We start from the raw sequence: 18,134 nt of genomic DNA on the forward strand, positions 1-18,134 counted from the left end.
TCGCTGTCGATGGGGAGGTATGGCGAACCTTCGAGACCTCGGGTTGTCGGAGTACGAAGCACGGGCCTACCGCGCCTTGCTTCGAACCGGGCCGACAACCGCGAAAGAGTTGTCAAGAGCCAGTGACGTTCCGATGGGTCGGGTGTACGACGTGTTGAACAGTTTGGAACAGTACAACCTCGTCCGGAGTCAGGCGGCGAGTCGGCCGAAGAAGTACGTCGCCGTCGAACCGGACGCGGCGCTGGACCGCCTGCTGGACGACAAGAAACGCGAACTGGAGGAGAAGGCCCAGCAGTACGAGAACATCGTCGACGAACTGGTGGACGAACTCGACGCCGCCGAACCGGTCGACCAGCAGTTCTGGACCGCCGCAGTCGGCCCGGAGGAGACCGTCGACCTCCTGCTCGAACGACTCTCGGCGGCAGACGAGCAGATCGTCATGGTCGCCGGGAGCGCCTCCCCGCAGTTCGATCTGGGCGAGGTCAGCGAACTCGTCGTGGAGGGACTGGAGGACGCGCTGTCTCGCGGCGTCACCGTCTCACTGCTCATGACGCCGACGATGGTCGAGAGCCTCCCGCGGAGCGTCGGCGAGCGCTACACCAGCCAACTGGCCGACCACCCGGACTTCGACGTACGCATCGCCGAACCACTCCAGGGGACGTTCAACCTGATCGACGACGTGGAGGTCGTCATCGAGGTGCCGAACCCCCTCGATCCGGGCGAGGCGTTCGCCATGATCGACCTGAAGGACCCCGACTTCGCCGCCGACGTGCGGGCGGAGTTCGACCCGCGATGGGAAGCGGCCGAACCGCTGTCGCTGTCGGACTGAGGACGCTCCCACCACCGTTCCGGAAAAACGTAGTCGCTCGGCTTACCGACCGAGTCGGAGTTCGTCGCGCAACTGCGCGAACGTGACCTCACGCTCGGCGTGGGCGTTGTGCTGGTGGATCGACTCGTCGTTCGACTGTTTCATCCGGACGACCGCGTCCTCCGGCAGGTGGTCGAACTGCTCGACCACGTCTTCGGCCATCGACCGCACGCAGTCCTCGACGAACTTCGCGTTCGCGTGGGCGTGGTAGGTCATGTGGTCCTCGTCGGGACGCTTCGCGAGGTTGTAGATACGCGCCGACATCGAGTCGCGGGCGATGTCGATCACGTCCAGCAGGTTCACGTCCGGCGACCCCTCGCTGGTGATCGTCAGCGTCGCGTGGCCGCGCTGGGAGTGACCCGGCTGAGGCACTTCCTCTAAGAACGCCTCGGCCGTCTCCTCGTCGACGCCGAGTTTGTCCAGCGTCTCGCGGGCGCGGGAGGCGGACATCCCCTGCGAGCAGGGACAGACCGTCATGCCCGTGACCTCGGCCCCGATCTCCTCGTGGGTGCCGTCCTCGGTGGCGACCGCACTGGCGATGATCGTCGCGGTGCTCTGGGTGAGTTTGTCGCTCGCGGGCGTCTGCTCGCGGGTGACGAGTTCGGCCGTCATCCGGACCTCCGCCTGCGAGGTGTAGTCGTGCTTGTCGAGCAGTCGCTCGGCGGCGTCGCCGCACACGTCCTCGACGCGGTACGTCGGTTCGCTCGTCGCCGTCTCCAGCGTCTCGTCGATGACCTCCATGTTACGGCTCATGTCGGCCCCCTTGCGCGTCGCCGGCAGATCCACGAACACCTCGAACTCCGCCATCAACACGATGGGACGCTTCTCGTCGCGGGCGACCTTCACGAGCTTCTCGACGCCTGTGACCCCTACCTGACTGAGCCCGACGGTCACGTCGGGCTGGCTTGCCTGTACGTCAGGCAACTGGTGACTCATCGAGTAGTGGGTAGGGATGTGCGTGATTATGCGTTTCGGTAGGCTGTGGCGGCTGCGCCCACCTCACCGAGGTCGTCGGCTTCGAGAATCGTCGTCGTCGGTCGCCGCTTCGCGGTCGGTCGTCGCGTCGACACCGGGCGGCCGAGTCAGGGCCAGTCGTCGCGGGCCTCGGCCTCGAAGGGGTCGTCCGGTTCGCCGGTCTCCGAGAGCGTCCACCCGGCGGCCTCGGCGGCCTGTTCGAGCGGGAGGAACTCCCAGCCGACCTCGTCGGCCAGCGCGCTGTCCTCGTCGGTCGTCCCGACGAAGACGTGCCGGTCGGTGTCGAACTGCTTCTTGACGTTCTCCAGACTCTCCTTCGTCCCGCGCGGCCCGGAGAAGAAGTCCTGCCGGATGCGGTGTTTGCGGGTGAAGTTCGTCACGACGTAGGTCGGTTTCTCCGAGACGACGCCGACGTACTCGGTCCACTGGCGGGCGTCGTTGAACACTTCGTTCGGGTTCGCCAGCGCCTTCAGTGCCTCCAACTCGAACGCCAGCGTCATGTCGGCGCTCCCGCCGCTTCCGTCCATACTCCCTGTTCGGCCTGTCGGGCGCAAAACGGCTTCGGTTCGGTGGGTCCGACGGGACGGCGGTCGGTTCGACCGAGCGGCCGGGTCGAGCAGTCCGCCGCCCTCGTCAGGCGCTCACCTTGAAGTAGCCCGTGAAGACCACCACGTCACCCGGACCGACACGGGTCGAGGCCTCGGGGCTGAACGCCCGCCCACTGCCGACCGCCGAGGAGATGGCGGTCTGTGTCGGCTCGTCCAACTCGTCGTAGTGGTGGACGGTCGCGTCCGCCGGGACCGAATCGAGCTGTCGGAGTCTGAAGATCGGGCGTTGGTGTGTCACACGATACCGAATACCATGATATGGATTAAGTCTTGTTCCACCGGCGAACTGGACGTGAGAATCGGGAGACGCCGAGTGCAAGTACGTGAAACGGCGGGTGCAGTAGGGGAGACGACGGGGGTCGCGAGAGGCGGTTACTGCTCTTGTGCCGGCGCGAGTTTGTCGAGGTCGACCGACTCCTCCATCAGCACGTCCTTCTGGTCGCCGACGACGCGCTCTTCGCGCATCAGCTTCTTGTACGCCGACTGCGGCGCGAGGTCGCCGATGAGGACGCCGCCGACGATCTTGCCGTCCTTCAGCGCGAGTCGCCGCCACTCGGTGTCGGAGAACTTCTGTTCGACCTCGTCGTCGCCGATGGTCGGGTGGCCGAAGGAGAGGAACGGGAAGTCGAAGTGCGTGATCGAGTACGAGGAGACCCACCGGAACGGCTCGGTCGCCTCGGGGCCGTTCGCCATCACTTCGCCCGCGATACTGCCCTGCTCCTTCGCCGACCCCCACGAGCCGTTCTGGCCGTGTTCGCCGAGGATGCTGTCGTAGAACCACGTCAGGTCGCCCGCCGCGTACACGTCGTCGACGCTGGTCTGCATGTACTCGTCGGTGATGACCGAGCCGTCGTCTTTCAGTTCGATGGGGGTGTCCTGCAGGACCTCGGTGTTGAAGTCGAGCCCGATGGCGACGCCGGCCCACTCGGCCTCGTAGCGCTCGCCGTCGGGGTCGACGGCGGCCGTGACGTGGCCGTCGTCGTCCGTCTCGAAGTGGTCGACGCCGGACTGGAAGACCGGCGTGACGCCGCGTTCGCGCATCGCCTGGTGCATGATCTCCGCGCCCTGCTCCGAGAGGGCGTAGCGCCACCAGCAGTCACCGCGCATCAGGTAGTGGGCCTCCACGTCCTGTGCGCCACAGATGGCGGCGAGGTCGATCCCGAGCAGCCCGGCACCGACGATGACGCCGTGTTCGCAGGACTCGACGTTCTGCTTGATCGCGCGGGCGTCCTGGAACGTCCAGAAGTGGTTGATGCCGTCGGCGTCGGAGTTGTCGACCGGCAGTTGCGAGGGGGTGCCGCCGGTGGCGACGAGCAGTTTGTCGTACCCGATGACCTCGTCGTCGTGCGTCTCCAGTTCGTGGGCCTCGGTGTCGATGTTCGTGACGAGCGTGTTCAGTTCGAGGTCGATGTCGCGTTCCTCGTACCACCCCTCCTGGTGGATCGAGATGGGCGCTTCGGGCAGTTTGCCCTTGGCGAACTCCTTGATCAGAATTCGGTTGTAGAGGGCCTCACCCTCGTCTGTGATGACTGTGATGTCGGCGTCGGGCGCTTCCTCGCGGAGGGTCTCGGCGGCCGAACTCCCCGCGATCCCGTCGCCGATTATCACGAACGACTGGCTCATGTGCAGGGAGTTCGGATTCGGGGTTAATGTGGGTTGCTATCTCCGTGACCCGTGTGTGTAGACTCTGGTATCACGACCCGATTCCTTTGATAGCCTAATACGTCCCGGTCGTCCACATCGACCGCACTCGTCCGCCTCCGTGCCTTTCAAGCCGGTCCGACCCCAACGACCGATCACGATGAAGATTCGTCAGAACGTCCGCCACTGGGCCACGAAGAAGGGACTCACGATGCCCGTCGTCGGTGACATCGTCACCGAGAAGATGGTCGATCTGCACGTGAACGTCTTCGGCAAGCGCGCGGCGGAGGGTCGCCGCGCGGAGCGCGAAGCGCACATGGCGGCGTTCTTCGAGTGTACCTTCGACACGTATCTGGCCGCGCTGGACTACGGCTACCCCGAGGCCGAGGCCCGCGAGATCACCCACGCGCAGGCGAACTTCGACTTCTACAACCACGGCTGGACGGAGATGATGGAGATCACGACCGACGAGGTCGAGGCCCACTACGACCGCTACGCCGACTTCTTCGAGCAGTACGACATCACCATCGCCGACCCGCTTGGCGACTTCCGCACCCGCGAGATCCCCGACGCGCCGTCGACGCCCGAGAAACTCGCCGACCCCGAACACCCCCACGCCGAGGGCGGCTTCGCGGACGACGTGTACGTCGAAGGACCGGACGGCGAGTTGGTGGTCGGCGGCAACGCGACCGAACCGGACGACGACGAGGTCGACGTGGAGTCTGCCGTCGGGATGGACGACACCGACGGCGACGAAGAAGCGCGCGCGTGAGTCGGCGTCGACAGCACAGCGCGTCGAGGTGCGCTAAGAAACGGACCGAACTGCGTTACGCGAAGCAGACCGAACTGCGTTACGCGAGCGCCGTTCGGAAGTCGTAGTCCGCGCCGGTGTCGTCGTTCCCGTTACCGCCTTTCTCACCGCCGTTCTCCTCGCCCGCGAACCGCCGGTCGAGGTCCGCCTCGCGGTCGCCCGCGGTGATCTCGACGTCGAGTTCGCGGTCGTCCGGCACGGCGAAGGTCAGTTCGCCGTCGGCGTCGGTCGTCCCGACCTGCTCGTCGTTCACGGCGACACTGGCGTTCTCGACTGCGCTCCCGTCGTCGAGCACGCGGAGCGTCGCGTTCTCGCCCTGCGTCACCGCGCCGACGAACGAGGCGTTCAACGCCTCCTCGTCGGGGCGCTCGTCGTCGCGTTCGTCGTCACCGGCGTCGCGCTTCTCGTCGTCTTTCCCGCGGTCCTCGCGGTCCGCGTCGACGTCTCTGATCTCGACTTGGTCGCTCGTGCCGGACTCGCTGACGACCGGTTGGAGGATGTACTTCCCGCTGTTGCCCGCCTTCTTCACCGTGATGTCGAAGACGAAGTCCACCGCCTCGCCGTTCCCGACCGTGAACTCCGTGTTGAGCTGGAGTTTCTCGCTCGGGAGCTTGACGTTCACCTGCTCGCCGTTCTCCAGGGTGGCGTTGATCTCGGAGACGTAGACGAACACCTTCGAGTAGGTGCCGTTCGAGACGTTCATGCTCGTAAGTCGGGTCGCGTTCGCCCCCTGCAGGCGCGTCAGATCGACCGTCCGGTCGTCCACGTCGTAGGTCTCCCAGTCGCCGGGCTCGGAGTCGTCTTCGTCTGCGTCCTCGGTTTCCGAGTCGTCTTCCTCGTCCGCCTCGTCACCGTCGTCGGTCTCCGGGTCGGCGGTCGAGTTCGGCATCTCGGTCTCGTCGTCGCCCGGTTCCTCCGTCTCGTTCGTCTCCGTCTCGTCGTCGCCCGGTTCCTCCGTCTCGTTCGTCTCCGTCTCGTCGTCCGACTCCTCGGTCTCGTTCGTCTCCGTCTCGTCGTCCGACTCCTCGGTCTCGTTCGCGCCCGCGTCGCCACCGTCGGCCTGCTGGAAGCCGACCTGCGTGATGGTGACGTTCAGGTGTTCGAAGTCCTCGATGGCGCTCGGCTGGTCGCTGATGTAGAACTGGACCGTGCCCGATCCGGAGCCGTCCATCGCGGCCGTCCCGGTAGTGTCGTCGGTCGATCCCACGCCGGGACCGACACCGCCGGTACACCCGGCGAGGACGACGAGCGTTGCGAACAGTATCGCGGTGAGTCCGTGGCGTCGCATACGAAACTGCGATGGGTCGGGAAACGGATATACACCCCATTCCGTTTCGTGCCGTTCGCACGACGTGAACGGTTTGAACGGTTCGTCTCCGTCTCTCTGGAACCTGACTGCTGTGCAGTGTGGGGCGGTCGAGCCGGGCGTGTGAGTCGGATCGCCACCCCGAGGTAACTGTGTGTAACTCGGGTCGCCACCCCGAGGTAACTGTGTGTAACTCGGGTCGCCACCCCGAGGTAACTGTGTGTAACTCGGGTCGCCAGCCCAAGGGACGTGCGTGGTTCGAGAGGCGCTGGGGGGCGTTCACCCTCGTTGTCTGTGACCGACTCGACCGAACTCTCACCGATCGATTCGATACGATCCGGATCGACCGAGAACTCCCACCGCTCGCCGGCGACACTCGACTCGACGAACCACTCGACAAGCCCCTCGCAGTCCTCACTCCCCCTCGATCGCACACGAGTCCGTGTACTCCACACCCTCGATGGACTCGACGCCACCCTCGCCACAGATCGGACAGTCGGGGTTCTGCCGGTACGGCACCGTCTCGAAGGTCATGTCCATCGCGTCGTAGAACAGCAGTCGCCCGGCCAGCAACTCGCCGGCACCGAGAATCGCCTTCACCGCCTCGGTCGCCTGCACACAGCCGACGGTCCCCGGCAGGACGCCCAGCACGCCGGTCGTCGCGCAGTCCGGCACGGTGCCGGGTTCCGGCGCTTCGGGGAACAGACACCGGTAGCAGGGCCCCTCGGGCACCAGCGTCGTCGCCTGTCCCTCGAACTTGTAGATGGCCCCGTGGACCAGTGGTGTCTCGGCGAGGCGGCAGGTGTCGTTCAGGACGTAGCGCGTCGGGAAGTTGTCCGAGGCGTCGACCACCAGATCGTACTCCGCGACCAGCGACTCGGCGTTGTCGGGCCCGACGCGCGTCCGGTGGCCCTCGACCGTCACGTCCGGGTTCAGACGGCGGACGTACGCTGCTGCGCTGTCGACCTTCGGCTCGCCCACGTCCGAATCGGCGTGGACGATCTGTCGCTGGAGGTTCGACCGCTCCACGTCGTCCGCGTCCGCGATGCCGAGTGTGCCGACGCCGGCGGCCGCGAGATACTGGATCACCGGCGAGCCGAGTCCCCCGGCACCGACGACCAGCACCGACGAATCGAGCAGTGCTCGCTGGCCCTCCGGGCCGACCTCGTCCATGATGATGTGTCTGGAGTAGCGGTCGAGTTGCGTGCTGTCGAGTGAGAGTGTCATACCCGACGGTTGGCGGGTGCCGGAGATAAGCCTGCGGCCGACCGACACACCGCCATCGGCTCGTGCCCGCAGACGTGACCGACACGCCACGCGACCGAGACTTATCAGGCCGGACGACGAACCCGGAGCCATGTCCTCCACTGCCGCCTCCGCGACGTCAGGCTCCGACGATCCCGACCGGAGAGACCACGCCGCGACCGGCTCCGGGGACCGGGACACGATCCTGCTGCAACAGCTCGCGGTCCTGTTCGGCCTCGGTCTGCTCGGCGTCGGCGCGCTGGTCGCCACGACCTACGTCCAGTATCGCGGTCGGGCGAACCTCCCCTTCTCGCCCGAGATCCTCGCGCTCCTCTCGGCGCTGGTGCCGACCATCCTGCTCGCGGTCGCGGTCGTCCTCGGGACCGTCCTCGCGCCGCGCGTCGGCTTCCGGTCACACGTCGCCGACCGGGTGGAAACCGGGTCGCGCGTCCTGCCGAAACTCGCGGGCGAGTGGCGCGTCGCGGTCGCAGTCGGCGGCGGTCTCGGCGTCGTCGTGATCCTCCTCGACTTCGGCTTCCAATCCGTCTTCGGGTCGATCACGACGACCAGCACCGTCTCGCCCGACGCGGCGCTCCTCGCGCTCGCGGGGTCGATCCCACTCCGAGTGCTGTACGGCGGGATCACCGAGGAACTGCTCCTCCGCTGGGGGTTCATGTCGCTCGCCGTCTGGCTCCTCTGGAAACTCGCCGGTGTCGTCGGCGCAGTCGGTCGGCGCGGTCGAGACACCGGTGGTGGCGGTGACGGCCCGTCGGCCCCGACCGCCCCCGCGCCGACCTCGGCAGTCGTCTGGGCCGGCATCCTGATCGCGGCGGTCGCGTTCGGACTCGGCCACCTGCCGACGCTGTTCGCACTCGGGCCGGCTTCGTTCCCGGTCGTGGGGCGGACGATCCTACTGAACGCTATCCTGGGAACCGGCTTCGGCTGGCTGTTCTGGCGGCGGAGTCTGGAGGCCGCGATGCTCGGCCACGTCGCCTTCCACGCGCTGATCGTCCCGGTCTCGGCCGTGGTGATCCTCGTCGGCTGAGCGAAACAGAAAGAGACGCGACCCGCGACTCAGGCGTCCGGGAGGAACTCGTCGAGTCGTTCGCCCTGATACGCGCCGTCGTAGGTGCCGTCGTGGTTCGCCTCCGCGAGCACGAACTGGGCGATGCGTGCCCCGCGTTCGATCTCGACGTCGTGGTGGACCTGCAGGAGTCCCTCGCCTCTCCCCTCGTAGCCGGCGTCCCAGACCGCCGTGTTCAGCATACAGGAGTTCCGCAGGAGCGACGACCGCGGGTAGACGAAGCCGACGTGGCCCTCCGGTACCCGGATCGTCTCGGCGTACTCCACGACGTAGCCCCCTTCGGGCAGGTAGTACGTCGCCGGACCGTCCTCGCGCACTTCCGCCAACTCGACCGGTTGGCGTTCGCCGATCTCCTTGCCCTCGCGGCCGATCCGACCGGGGTCGATCTGTTCGGCGACGCCTGCGACCGTCAGATCGACGCCGTTCGGCTGGATCTGCTCGGACTCGACGGGATCGACCTGCTCTGCGACGAAGTCGCCGGCTCGGAACATACTCCGCAGTGTCCGTGACGCGCGCAAAAGCGTGCCGGATCGCGCCGAACACCGACCGCCGGGACGACTCGCCGCCTGTCGCCTCCGCCACGACAGAAGGGCTATGAACCGGGACCCACAACGCCCGGTATGGCCCGCACGCGCTGGTACATCGCGCTCCTGCTGTTGATCCCGCTGTCGGACGCCCTCCTCCTGGTCGTCCTCTCGCAGTGGATCCAGTGGCCGGTCATCGTCGCGCTGGTCGTCCTGACGGGACTCGTCGGGATGTTGCTGGTCCGCGCCGAAGGACGGGCGACCCTCCGGAGCGTCCAGCGAAAGCTGGCGACCGGCGACCTGCCGACGAACGAACTGATGGACGGCGGGATGCTGATCGCGGCGGGGGCGTTCCTGCTCACGCCGGGACTCGTCACCGACACGCTCGGCTTCCTGCTCGCACTCCCCTTCACGCGCTACCCGATTCGGGAGGTGCTGAAGCGGTTCGTCGTGAAGCCGTACCTCGACAAGAAGGCAGACGGCTTCGTCTCCGGTAACGTCTGGGTCGGCGGCTTCCCGCAGGGTGACGACTTCGAGCAGGGCGGCCCGGCGGGACAGTCGGACTTCGGCGACGACGGCTTCGGTGGCGGTGGCGTCGGCGGGAGTGGTAGCGGCAGTGGCGGCGTCGGCGGGACCGAAGGCTCCGGTGACCGCACGTCACAGTCCGGTGGCTCCGACGACGTGTACGACGTGAACTACCGCGTCGAAGAGGAGTCGAACTGAGCGGATCCCTGCGCGTGGTGGCTCTGCGACGGTCGGTCGCTGGTGGTCAGTCGAGTGCTGGCGGCCGCTCGGGTCGCCAGCGTCGGTCGTGTGGCGTGTGAGCGTGACTCGTTTGCCGAAATAGGTGTTTCGATCCACCCCCGTCGTGAGTCCGAGACGCAAGCGGGATGCCGAAAAGAAACGCTTAACAGTCGTTGCCGAATACGTGGAAATGCGCGGGCCGATAGCTCAGTCAGGTTGAGCGCTCGGCTGATAACCGGGAGGTCCACGGTTCAAATCCGTGTCGGCCCACTCCGATTCTCTCGTGTGTTTCGCTTTCGCAGAATCGTTTCTGGCGGTGTTTCGATCTCTCAGTCTTTGCTCTCACTTCGAGCGCATCCGCGTGATTCTGCTCGACTGCAAGCCGTGATCCGACAGCGGCGAAATTCGGACAGCCGCCGCACAGAAGCAGGACTACGGCAGTTCGTGGTCGAGCAACCGTGTCGTGGAGTGGCGGGCCGGCGAGTGGAACCACCTCGACGGCGTACCGGAACCCGAGGCGGACGGAAGCGCATGACAGCGTAGGCGTCCACCCGGTCCTCCACCGACACCCCCGGCGGCGAATACTACTATACTATTGGTGTCCACCGGGCCGGCGGCGCTGGAAACCCGGTCTCGCCGGGGGCCGGTTTTCGAAGTAGATCGGCGAATCGAGCGAAAACGACGCGAGAGGACTCAGAACGACGATAAACTCGAATATCGACAACAACAGAGCGGCGAACCGACTATGACACTGGCCGACGACGCGCGTTGTGCTGTGGGGCTGGCCGCCTCTCGTCGGGCTGGCGCTGGCCGTGATCGGCGTGGTGATCGATCACGACATGGTGGCCGGAATCGGCCTGCTCGGGTTCTTCACCACGGTCGTCCTCGGCGAGTACACGGTCGAGGCGCTGAACAGGTTCCTGCTGTGGGTCCGGTACTACAGGATGCGATCATGAACGACGAACTGCTGAACGTCGCGGCGGGCGTCCTGCTCGGGATCGGCGCGCTGGCGATCAAGCAAGCGATCTTCCCCGACGTGTCGGGACTCGTCCCCGGCATCGCGTTCGTGATCGGGGCCTACGCGGTCTCGACTCAGACCGACGACTCGTTGTAGGTCTCGATAACCTTTTTTGACAGCAGTTCGACCCGACAGCACGAGTAAGCGAGATCGATATCGTCCATGAAATCAAATTTTAGATCCCGAGCTCACAGATGATAGGGATACGGAGGTGGGGGTGTCGTGCACTTGCTGAAGGATCAACCGTCGAATATTCCGTAGCAGTGGTGCTAAAAGTAGCAACTGAGCTATTCCTCTCGTTTGCGGTATCACTAGTGCTTGTCAATGCGGTCGTATTTTTTGGTGGGATCAGTGAACTAACCTCTCTGAGTAGCGAGCCTATCGGAAATTTGCCCCTCATCGCAGTCACCCTGCTGTTTTACAGACAAGCAATAGCTTGTACGTATATCAACGCCGATATACACAGGGAAATAGAGGAGGATTAACTCCAGACCATGCTGTCAATGTCGTCACGAGCAGATCGAGCTATTTCTTTGGGGATGTCTTGAGCAAGGATAACCAACACTAGGAGTAGGTATGCAATATAGTACCCTAGATTCGCAAATGAGATTCCTACGCCTTTACCGAATTTTCTCTTCGTATATCGACGTGAGTTTCTCCCCACCCAAGCATCTACGACCGGGCCAATGATTGCGATCAGAACTCCAACAATCACGCCTTCTTCACTAAGTCCGGAAATAGCTCCAGAAAGCAGGCTCAACAGGGTGATTTCTGAGATTATCATACCGAACATTATCATCATCAGCCCACCCATGTAGATGATCGCTTCTTTTCGCGTCCAAGATTGCATTCTCTCCGCTACCTCTACTCCCTGGGCGATGTCTTTCTTGCCGGCGTGCCCCATCATGCCAGCTAAAAAGCCCAGAGTTGCGAGCCAAATAAACGGGGAAGCAGAAGGGTCAAGCCGGCCAATGATTATGCCGGCTATGACAGCACTCGGCACTACAAATATAGCCAGGATCATCGCCATCCCGATGTACCCAACAAAGGACTTAATCAGATACCCGATGGTGCCGTCAATCTCTGGATTCGGGTTATCGGTGCTCATCAACTGGCCTTTGAGCGAGAGGAATTGTAAGTCTGTGGTCTGTATTTTTGACCCTATTTATCACGGACTGGCTAACCCGTCCAGAATCAGATCGTTAGATATTCACTGATTTGTCCATTCACCAGGGATACTCTAAACGACCTCCTGAGTCGAACTGCATCCCAACAACCCACATCCACATTCGACACGAATCAACCGGGTCTCGTCGCAACCGAGACCGGTTCACTGTACCCAATGAAAACACGGTAAACCAGTCTCCACACAGCATGTCTGCTCCACGAACTATCCAGTGACTATTCCACCGACATCACCGAGATACGGCTGTTTCAGAACCTGAAACTGACCAACCACTATTAGTATCTTGTGGCCGATAGGTCGAGGTAGACACCCCAATGTCCTCCACTGCCGGGTCGGGCGACAACAGGGCGATCTCGCCGGTGATCGGGGTCGTGCTGATGGTCGCCATCGTCGTCGCCCTCGCCAGCATCTTCGGAGCCATCGCGCTCGGCTTCGAGGACAAGTTGCAGGAACCGGCCCCCGCAGGAGCGTACGAACGCGCCTACACCGCCAGCGGCGAGGGGAACACCGACGACCGGCCGTTCGTCGTCATCACCCACCAGTTCGGGCAGTCGGCCGACGCGAGCAACATCCGGATCCAGGACGACGCCGGCAACTCGATCTACTGGGAGGACGTGTGGACCGGCGGCCCGGTCGTGAAGGTCGGCGAGTCGGTCCACATCGACGGCTTCGGGAGCGACTCCGTCCTGAACCCGATCTGTGACGCCGGCCAGACCTACTGGATCATCTGGGAGGACGACGACGGCGACGCGCTGACCGTCCAGAAGTGGACCGTCCCACGCGATCCGCGCCTGCCGCCGGGGTCCCCGTCCGACAGCGACGGTGACGGCATCCCGAACTGGTGTTGAGGCCCCTTTTGTCGCGCCGAGTCGCCGGACTCGTTCGACGTCACAGGCCACCCCGAGCACAACGGGGTCGTGTCGCTCTCGACGGTACGCACCGAGCAGGCGAACGAAGGTCGGGCGGGCGGCGGCCTCCCTGCCGAACCACGGGAGACCGCGAGAATCGACGTCGGCGATAGTGGAGACTCGTCCGCGAGGCGCTGTCCGATTTCGTCGACCGATCCGGCTCTCTCCCGGCCATCGTCGCCGGTGAGTGCCGCGGCCTCGAAGTCGCTACGGTCCCGCCGGAGGAGCACCCCCGCCAGTCACTCGGCGTCGCCGAACAGTTCGTCGAACAGCGCCGCAACCCGCGCCTCGACGTCGTCTCGAATCGCCCGTACCGCCTCCAGTGGCCGGCCGTCCGGGTCGTCGAGCGCCCAGTCGCGGGCGTCACCGCGCCACGTCGCAGGACAGATACCCTCTGCCGAACAGCCCATCGTCAACACCACGTCCACGTCGAGCAGTTCCTCGCGGCCGATTTCGCGGGGCGTCCGGTCGGCGACCGAGATGCCGACCTCCTCCAGGACGGTCACGACCTCCTCGTGAACGTGGTCCGCGGGGTCGGTGCCGCCGGTCCTGACGTCGATCCGGTCGCCGAGTGCTCGGCGGTCGCGTTCCCGTTCGGCGAACGCGGCCGCCATCTGACTCCGCCCCGCGTTCTGGACGCAGACGAACGCGACCGTGATCGGGTCGTCGGCTGTGCCGGTCGGCAGGTCGGCCGTCGTGGTGTCTGCCATCGTCTCGCAGTATCCGACCGGCGGAGATAACCGTTCCTCTCCCGCCGACCGTTTCAAATACCAGACGACTCTACGAGACGTATGGACCTGTCCAGCCTCGGGAGCGAGGGTCCCCTGTTCAAAGCCCGCGAGACAGTCCGCATCTTCCTCGACCGGCGGCCGCCGATCCGCGACCTCCTGGCGAGTCGCTCTCCCACGTTCGATCGACTACACGCGGTCGTCCCCTCGACCGCGACGACCGGCGAGGCGGTCGACCTGACGGTACAGGCGTGGGACGAGTACGAGCGCCTGCTCGACGACTTCGACGGGACGGTCTCGGTGACGGCGACCGACCCCGACGCCTCGGTGCCAGCGACGGTCCGGTTCGACGCCTACAACGGCGGGGTCCGCACCGAGACCGGCCTGTGCTTCGAGACGCCCGGTACGCACTACCTGACGCTGACGAACGAGCAGACCGGCGAGTCGTTCCACAGCAACCCGATCCGCGTCTTCGCGGACGAACCCGACTTTCGGCTCTACTGGGGCGACATCCACCTGCACTCGATCCTCTCTGACGGCGTCGGGTCGATGGCGAAGGGCTACCGGTTCGGTCGTGACGTGATGGACCTCGACGTGGCCGCGTTCACCGACCACGACACGATGGGCTTCTTCATCCCGCCGTCGCTCCAGCGCAAGCGGATGCACGACGGCCTGTTCGACCGGATGAAGCGAACGACCGAGGAGTTCCACGAGGACGGCGAGTTCGTCACGCTGTTCGGCTACGAGTGGACGAAACAGCCCAACGTCGGCGGCCACATCAACGTCTACTTCGACGACACCCAGTCGGCGGAACTGTTCGACTCCCACGACCCCGAGACGGACACCTACGAGAAGCTCTGGGCGCGCCTGCGCGAGTGGAACGACGCCCACGAGACGGACGTCGTCTCCATCCCGCACCACCCGGCCGAGGCGATGTACCCCTTCGACTTCTCCGAGATGGCGTACGACGACGAGATGGCCCCCCTCGTCGAGGTGTACTCCCAGTGGGGCTCCAGCGAGCGACCGGGCAGCGACGGGAACCAGTACCCACTGGAGATGGGGCAAGGGGAGATGAACGAACCGGGCCACTACGTGCAGGACGCCCTCCAGATGGGCTACCGCGTCGGGATGAACGCCTCGGCCGACTACCACGGCCCGCATCCGGGCCACTCGCTGATCCACGCGAAGCCACACCTTCCCTCCCTCTCGGAGTGGCTGGAGGACGGCCTCGGCTGGGGGCTGATCTGGCGCGTCTGGAACGAGCGCTCGTACCCCGGCGGTCTGCACGCCTTCTACGCCCCCGAGTTGACCCGCGAGGCCATCTTCGACAGTCTCCAGTCCCGGCGGGTGTACGGCACGACCCAGCCACACCGCATCGTCGTCGACTTCCGGATCGACGACCAGCGTGTCGGCGAGGCGGACAGCGAGGTGTCGATTCCCGAGGCCGACGCCGCCCGCGAGGTGACCGTCGAGGCGGCCGGGACCGCGCCCATCGAGCGCGTCGAACTGGTCAAGAACAACGCGGTCTGGCACGAGTACGCGGGCACCGACGACCCGGACGCCGACCTCGACAGCTACACCGCCGACCTGTCGTGGACCGACGACGCGCCGGTCGAGGGGATGCGCTGGGACGAGGAGCGCGGGACCGACGACGACACCTACTACGTCCGCCTGACGCAGGCCGACGGTGGGATGGCGTGGGCCGGCCCGATCTGGGTCACGGTCGCGGACGCAGACGACTGAGACGCGAGAGTGTTCGCGGTGACCGACTACCTCGGTGCCGACACCACGGCGGTCCCGTCGTCGGCTTCCGCCACGCTCACCTCGAATCCGAACGCGCGGATCGTCTCGCAGTTCGTCCGGACGTGGTCGGTGACACGCGGGACGCGAACCGCGCCGCCGGCGAGCGCAAGCGGGACCAGCAGTTGATCGGCGAGGTGTGTGTCGACCGGCGGGGCGTGGGCACGTTCGGGTCCCCCGTCGAGCCACGCCAGCAGTGGCTCCACGGCACGTTCGGCGATCTGTTCTGCGGGGACGCCCTTCTCCCCGAGTGCGTCGAACCCCGCCCGCCCCGGCGCACAGTCGGCGACGACCGCGATCGCGGAACCGGGCGATGCGGTCTCGTCGTAGCCGATTCGGGGCTCGGCGACCGCGAGGTCGGGAGCGCTCTCGCCCAGCGCCTCGACTGCGGTGTCGGCCTGTCGCTCCGCGACTTCGGGGTCGGCCAGCGACTCGCTGGCGACCGAGTAGACTGCCACGGAGTCGACCGGGCCGCGGTCGGTCAGGTCGAGCGGGCTGGGGTCGCTCGGGTGGACGGTCAGCGTCGCCTCGCCGCCGCCGGCGGGGTAGAAGCCGCGCCGGGCGACAGACAGGTCGGCGTCGAGACCGTGCTCGGCAAGCAGCGGGAGTTTCGCGTGCCGGAGGAAGTCGGCTGTCGGCGACCACGCCACGTCGGTCCCGCCGTGGGCGGTGACGGTCAGCGACTCGTCCAGCGCGACCGCGAGTGGGAGGACGACGTCGAACAGCAGGGTGACGCTCCCGGCCGTCTGGAGGTCGATCTCGACCGGGTCGCTGGCGACCGTCTCGGGGGCGAACTCGACCGCTGTCGTGCCGACGTCGTCGCCCGTCACGTCGGCGTCGCCGATCTCACCGGCGAGTCGGACCGCGCCCCGGTGCTGGTGTTTCAGGCCGGGGTTCGGGCGGTTGGCGCGCACGTCGGTCATCCGGAAGGCCTCGCCGGTGACGAGCGACAGGGAGAGGGCGGTTCTGAGTTGCTGGCCGCCGCCGGCCGCGCCGTCGAGTTCGAGCATGGGGTGGTGGTTCGTGGCCCCGAGTCGTAGGTGTACGGGTACGGAGAGATCGGTGGATACGCCGGATAGAACACTGCCGAATCGGTCTTCGAGGTGGAGTCGGTCGAATCGGTCGCAGACGGCGAGCGGTGAAAGCCCCCGGTCTCTCGACCCGCCGCGTCTGGTGAGACCTCCGGTCTCGCCCTGTCACCGGCGCGGCGCGCCGGTTTCCAGCGGGACCTCCGGTCCCGCCCGGCTTTCGTCGTCGGGGCGGGATCGAGATTCTGGAGAGCGAAGCTCTCCAACGTCTCGTTCACTTCGTTCACGAGACCGCCGGCCCCTTTCGGTCCCACCCGAGTGTGCGAACGCTCACGTCGCTACTAGTCGTCACCCGGCGAATCGTCTGTCGATTGGGAACCCAGCAATCGCAGTACGCCCCGAACCTCCCCGACTGCCGACGACGCGACCCGCGAGCAGATCCTCACGGTGTTCGGACACTGCTCGGTGCCGGTCGTCGACGGGTCGCGTCCTGTCGGGGTCTTGGCTGTCGTCGGCTGTTCGGGTGACGAGTGTGGCGTGCGCTTCCCCTCAGAGTCCGGCGCGCGCGTCGTGGTCGCGCGCGATGGAGGCGAACGCGGGCGGTGCGGAGAGCGTTCGCCGAGGCTGGGGCGGTCGAGGTGCGGTGCGGTCGCGGTTCCGCTGGGAGGTGCGCTACTAACAGTAGCGGTGCTGTCGCGGTCTGCTGTGCTGTTCGCGGTCGCTGTTGCCGTGCTGTCGTGATTCGCAGTGCTGTCGCTGTCTGCTGTGCCGTCGGAGTTGCGGTTCCAGTGGTGTCGCGGTCGTCTCGCTCAACCCCCTTACAGTCCCACCTCGGTTCACCCGCTCCTCGCGTCGAACGAACGCACTTATCCACTCCCGCACCCCACCACCGATATGGACTGCCGGCGGTGTCACACCCCCCTCGACAAACCGGGCGACTACTGCCTGGTCTGTGACACCGCAAACGCCGACGCCGTCGTCGCCGACTTCGCCCGGGACCGCGCCGACCTGACGATGCTCCACGAGGACGAGGTGGTCGGCGAGACGACGATCACCACGGTCCCCGACGACGGCGAGGAGACCGGCGTGATCGAACTGCGGAACTACGCCGGCAGAGTCGCCGACGAGATCAGGCGCAAGCGCCCCGAGGTCGTGTACGCCGCCGGGGACCGCGACGCCCTGCGGGAGACCCGCGCGCAACTGCACTACGAGTTCTACCGCGTCACCGGCGAGGACCTCGTCCAGTCGGTGCTCGAACGCCGGGGGGAACGCGCGCTCGCGGTCGTCGAGACGCCACCGCGCGAGAAGATCGGCGGGAGCCACTCCACCGTCATCGGCGACCGGAAGGGTCGGCGGGCGATCAGCACCGTCGCCGGCCACCCGCACGTGAAGAAGATCGTCCCCGGCCCCATCGACGCCGGCGGAAAAAGCTCGCAGTCGGGCCTCCGGGCGAAGGTGACCCGCGCGGACGACAACGGGAACGTGCGACTCCTCCTGCGGGACGGTTCCAGCGTGCAGGAGAACCGCGTGGTGACGACCGCGATGAACCGCGAGACGGGCGAGCGCGTCCGTGACGACCTGAACGAGGCGCTGCGCGAGGCCGAACTGCAGTAACCTCGACTCGTAGCCTTTTTGAGTGCGCCGACGGTACGAGACGGTA

The 18,134-nt window shown here is 65.8% G+C and carries 19 protein-coding genes and 1 tRNA gene; 10 read left to right on the forward strand and 10 right to left on the reverse strand.

Features of this window, described 5'->3' with window-relative positions; translation table 11 throughout:
• Nucleotides 1-19 precede the first annotated feature (19 nt).
• Nucleotides 20-829, forward strand: coding sequence for a TrmB family transcriptional regulator (locus LI337_RS15305; protein WP_227230756.1), 810 nt, complete (start codon nucleotides 20-22; stop codon nucleotides 827-829).
• A 42-nt stretch (nucleotides 830-871) separates the two neighbouring features.
• Here the strand turns inward: LI337_RS15305 and mptA are convergent, their stop codons facing one another.
• The 4 genes from mptA to LI337_RS15325 all read right to left on the reverse strand — a co-directional run bounded on the left by mptA (nucleotide 872) and on the right by LI337_RS15325 (nucleotide 4,074).
• Nucleotides 872-1,804, reverse strand: coding sequence for a GTP cyclohydrolase MptA (mptA, locus tag LI337_RS15310; protein WP_227230757.1), 933 nt, complete (start codon nucleotides 1,802-1,804; stop codon nucleotides 872-874).
• Nucleotides 1,805-1,950: 146 nt separating this feature from the next.
• Complete coding sequence (locus LI337_RS15315) at nucleotides 1,951-2,370, reverse strand: DUF7124 domain-containing protein (protein ID WP_227230758.1); 420 nt, start codon at nucleotides 2,368-2,370, stop codon at nucleotides 1,951-1,953.
• A gap of 106 nt (nucleotides 2,371-2,476) precedes the next feature.
• Entirely contained in the window at nucleotides 2,477-2,689 is a 213-nt protein-coding gene (locus LI337_RS15320; RefSeq protein ID WP_227230759.1) for a DUF7979 domain-containing protein, read from the reverse strand.
• Nucleotides 2,690-2,823: 134 nt separating this feature from the next.
• Complete coding sequence (locus tag LI337_RS15325; protein ID WP_227230760.1) at nucleotides 2,824-4,074, reverse strand: NAD(P)/FAD-dependent oxidoreductase; 1,251 nt, start codon at nucleotides 4,072-4,074, stop codon at nucleotides 2,824-2,826.
• 178 nt (nucleotides 4,075-4,252) lie between these two features.
• Here LI337_RS15325 and LI337_RS15330 point away from each other — a divergent pair, with 178 nt between their 5' ends.
• A complete protein-coding gene (locus LI337_RS15330; RefSeq protein WP_227230761.1) occupies nucleotides 4,253-4,864 on the forward strand; it encodes a DUF6149 family protein in 612 nt (203 codons plus the stop codon).
• A 79-nt stretch (nucleotides 4,865-4,943) separates the two neighbouring features.
• On the opposite strand, the gene LI337_RS15335 is transcribed toward LI337_RS15330, so the two are convergent.
• The gene (locus LI337_RS15335) at nucleotides 4,944-6,191 is read right to left on the reverse strand and encodes a DUF4382 domain-containing protein (RefSeq protein WP_227230762.1); all 1,248 of its coding nucleotides are present in this window, start codon (nucleotides 6,189-6,191) and stop codon (nucleotides 4,944-4,946) included.
• A 432-nt stretch (nucleotides 6,192-6,623) separates the two neighbouring features.
• A complete protein-coding gene (gene ubaA / locus LI337_RS15340; protein WP_227230763.1) occupies nucleotides 6,624-7,436 on the reverse strand; it encodes an SAMP-activating enzyme E1 in 813 nt (270 codons plus the stop codon).
• Nucleotides 7,437-7,566: 130 nt separating this feature from the next.
• On the opposite strand from ubaA, the gene LI337_RS15345 reads away from it, so the two are divergent.
• Entirely contained in the window at nucleotides 7,567-8,499 is a 933-nt protein-coding gene (locus tag LI337_RS15345; protein ID WP_227230764.1) for a CPBP family intramembrane glutamic endopeptidase, read from the forward strand.
• A gap of 29 nt (nucleotides 8,500-8,528) precedes the next feature.
• Here LI337_RS15345 and LI337_RS15350 read toward each other — a convergent pair whose 3' ends face one another.
• Entirely contained in the window at nucleotides 8,529-9,038 is a 510-nt protein-coding gene (locus LI337_RS15350; protein ID WP_303645288.1) for a deoxyuridine 5'-triphosphate nucleotidohydrolase, read from the reverse strand.
• Between the two features lie 120 nt (nucleotides 9,039-9,158).
• On the opposite strand from LI337_RS15350, the gene LI337_RS15355 reads away from it, so the two are divergent.
• The 4 genes from LI337_RS15355 to LI337_RS15370 all read left to right on the forward strand — a co-directional run bounded on the left by LI337_RS15355 (nucleotide 9,159) and on the right by LI337_RS15370 (nucleotide 10,920).
• The gene (locus LI337_RS15355; RefSeq protein ID WP_227230766.1) at nucleotides 9,159-9,785 is read left to right on the forward strand and encodes an FxsA family protein; all 627 of its coding nucleotides are present in this window, start codon (nucleotides 9,159-9,161) and stop codon (nucleotides 9,783-9,785) included.
• A 217-nt stretch (nucleotides 9,786-10,002) separates the two neighbouring features.
• Nucleotides 10,003-10,076, forward strand: a tRNA-Ile gene (locus tag LI337_RS15360).
• A gap of 500 nt (nucleotides 10,077-10,576) precedes the next feature.
• Nucleotides 10,577-10,762, forward strand: coding sequence for a hypothetical protein (locus LI337_RS15365; RefSeq protein WP_227230767.1), 186 nt, complete (start codon nucleotides 10,577-10,579; stop codon nucleotides 10,760-10,762).
• Complete coding sequence (locus LI337_RS15370) at nucleotides 10,759-10,920, forward strand: hypothetical protein (RefSeq protein WP_227230768.1); 162 nt, start codon at nucleotides 10,759-10,761, stop codon at nucleotides 10,918-10,920. Before LI337_RS15365 ends, LI337_RS15370 begins: the two co-directional genes overlap by 4 nt.
• Nucleotides 10,921-11,305: 385 nt before the next feature.
• Here LI337_RS15370 and LI337_RS15375 read toward each other — a convergent pair whose 3' ends face one another.
• Nucleotides 11,306-11,932: a hypothetical protein gene (locus LI337_RS15375; RefSeq protein ID WP_227230769.1), complete on the reverse strand. Its 627-nt coding sequence runs from the start codon at nucleotides 11,930-11,932 to the stop codon at nucleotides 11,306-11,308.
• A 392-nt stretch (nucleotides 11,933-12,324) separates the two neighbouring features.
• Here LI337_RS15375 and LI337_RS15380 point away from each other — a divergent pair, with 392 nt between their 5' ends.
• Nucleotides 12,325-12,858 carry a type IV pilin domain-containing protein gene (locus LI337_RS15380; RefSeq protein ID WP_227230770.1) on the forward strand — a complete coding sequence of 178 codons (534 nt, stop codon included), beginning with the start codon at nucleotides 12,325-12,327 and terminating at the stop codon, nucleotides 12,856-12,858.
• 299 nt (nucleotides 12,859-13,157) lie between these two features.
• On the opposite strand, the gene LI337_RS15385 is transcribed toward LI337_RS15380, so the two are convergent.
• Nucleotides 13,158-13,628: an arsenate-mycothiol transferase ArsC gene (locus tag LI337_RS15385; protein WP_227230771.1), complete on the reverse strand. Its 471-nt coding sequence runs from the start codon at nucleotides 13,626-13,628 to the stop codon at nucleotides 13,158-13,160.
• Between the two features lie 81 nt (nucleotides 13,629-13,709).
• Here LI337_RS15385 and LI337_RS15390 point away from each other — a divergent pair, with 81 nt between their 5' ends.
• Nucleotides 13,710-15,389 (forward strand): DUF3604 domain-containing protein, encoded by a 1,680-nt coding sequence (locus tag LI337_RS15390; protein ID WP_227230772.1) that lies wholly within the window; start codon nucleotides 13,710-13,712, stop codon nucleotides 15,387-15,389.
• A 26-nt stretch (nucleotides 15,390-15,415) separates the two neighbouring features.
• Here LI337_RS15390 and rtcA read toward each other — a convergent pair whose 3' ends face one another.
• Entirely contained in the window at nucleotides 15,416-16,456 is a 1,041-nt protein-coding gene (gene rtcA, locus LI337_RS15395) for an RNA 3'-terminal phosphate cyclase (RefSeq protein WP_227230773.1), read from the reverse strand.
• A 912-nt stretch (nucleotides 16,457-17,368) separates the two neighbouring features.
• Here rtcA and LI337_RS15400 point away from each other — a divergent pair.
• Nucleotides 17,369-18,088, forward strand: coding sequence for a DUF2103 domain-containing protein (locus LI337_RS15400; protein WP_227230774.1), 720 nt, complete (start codon nucleotides 17,369-17,371; stop codon nucleotides 18,086-18,088).
• Nucleotides 18,089-18,134 lie beyond the last annotated feature (46 nt).

The sequence above is a fragment of the Salinirubrum litoreum genome, assembly GCF_020567425.1.
Taxonomy (GTDB): Archaea; Halobacteriota; Halobacteria; order Halobacteriales; family Haloferacaceae; genus Salinirubrum; species Salinirubrum litoreum.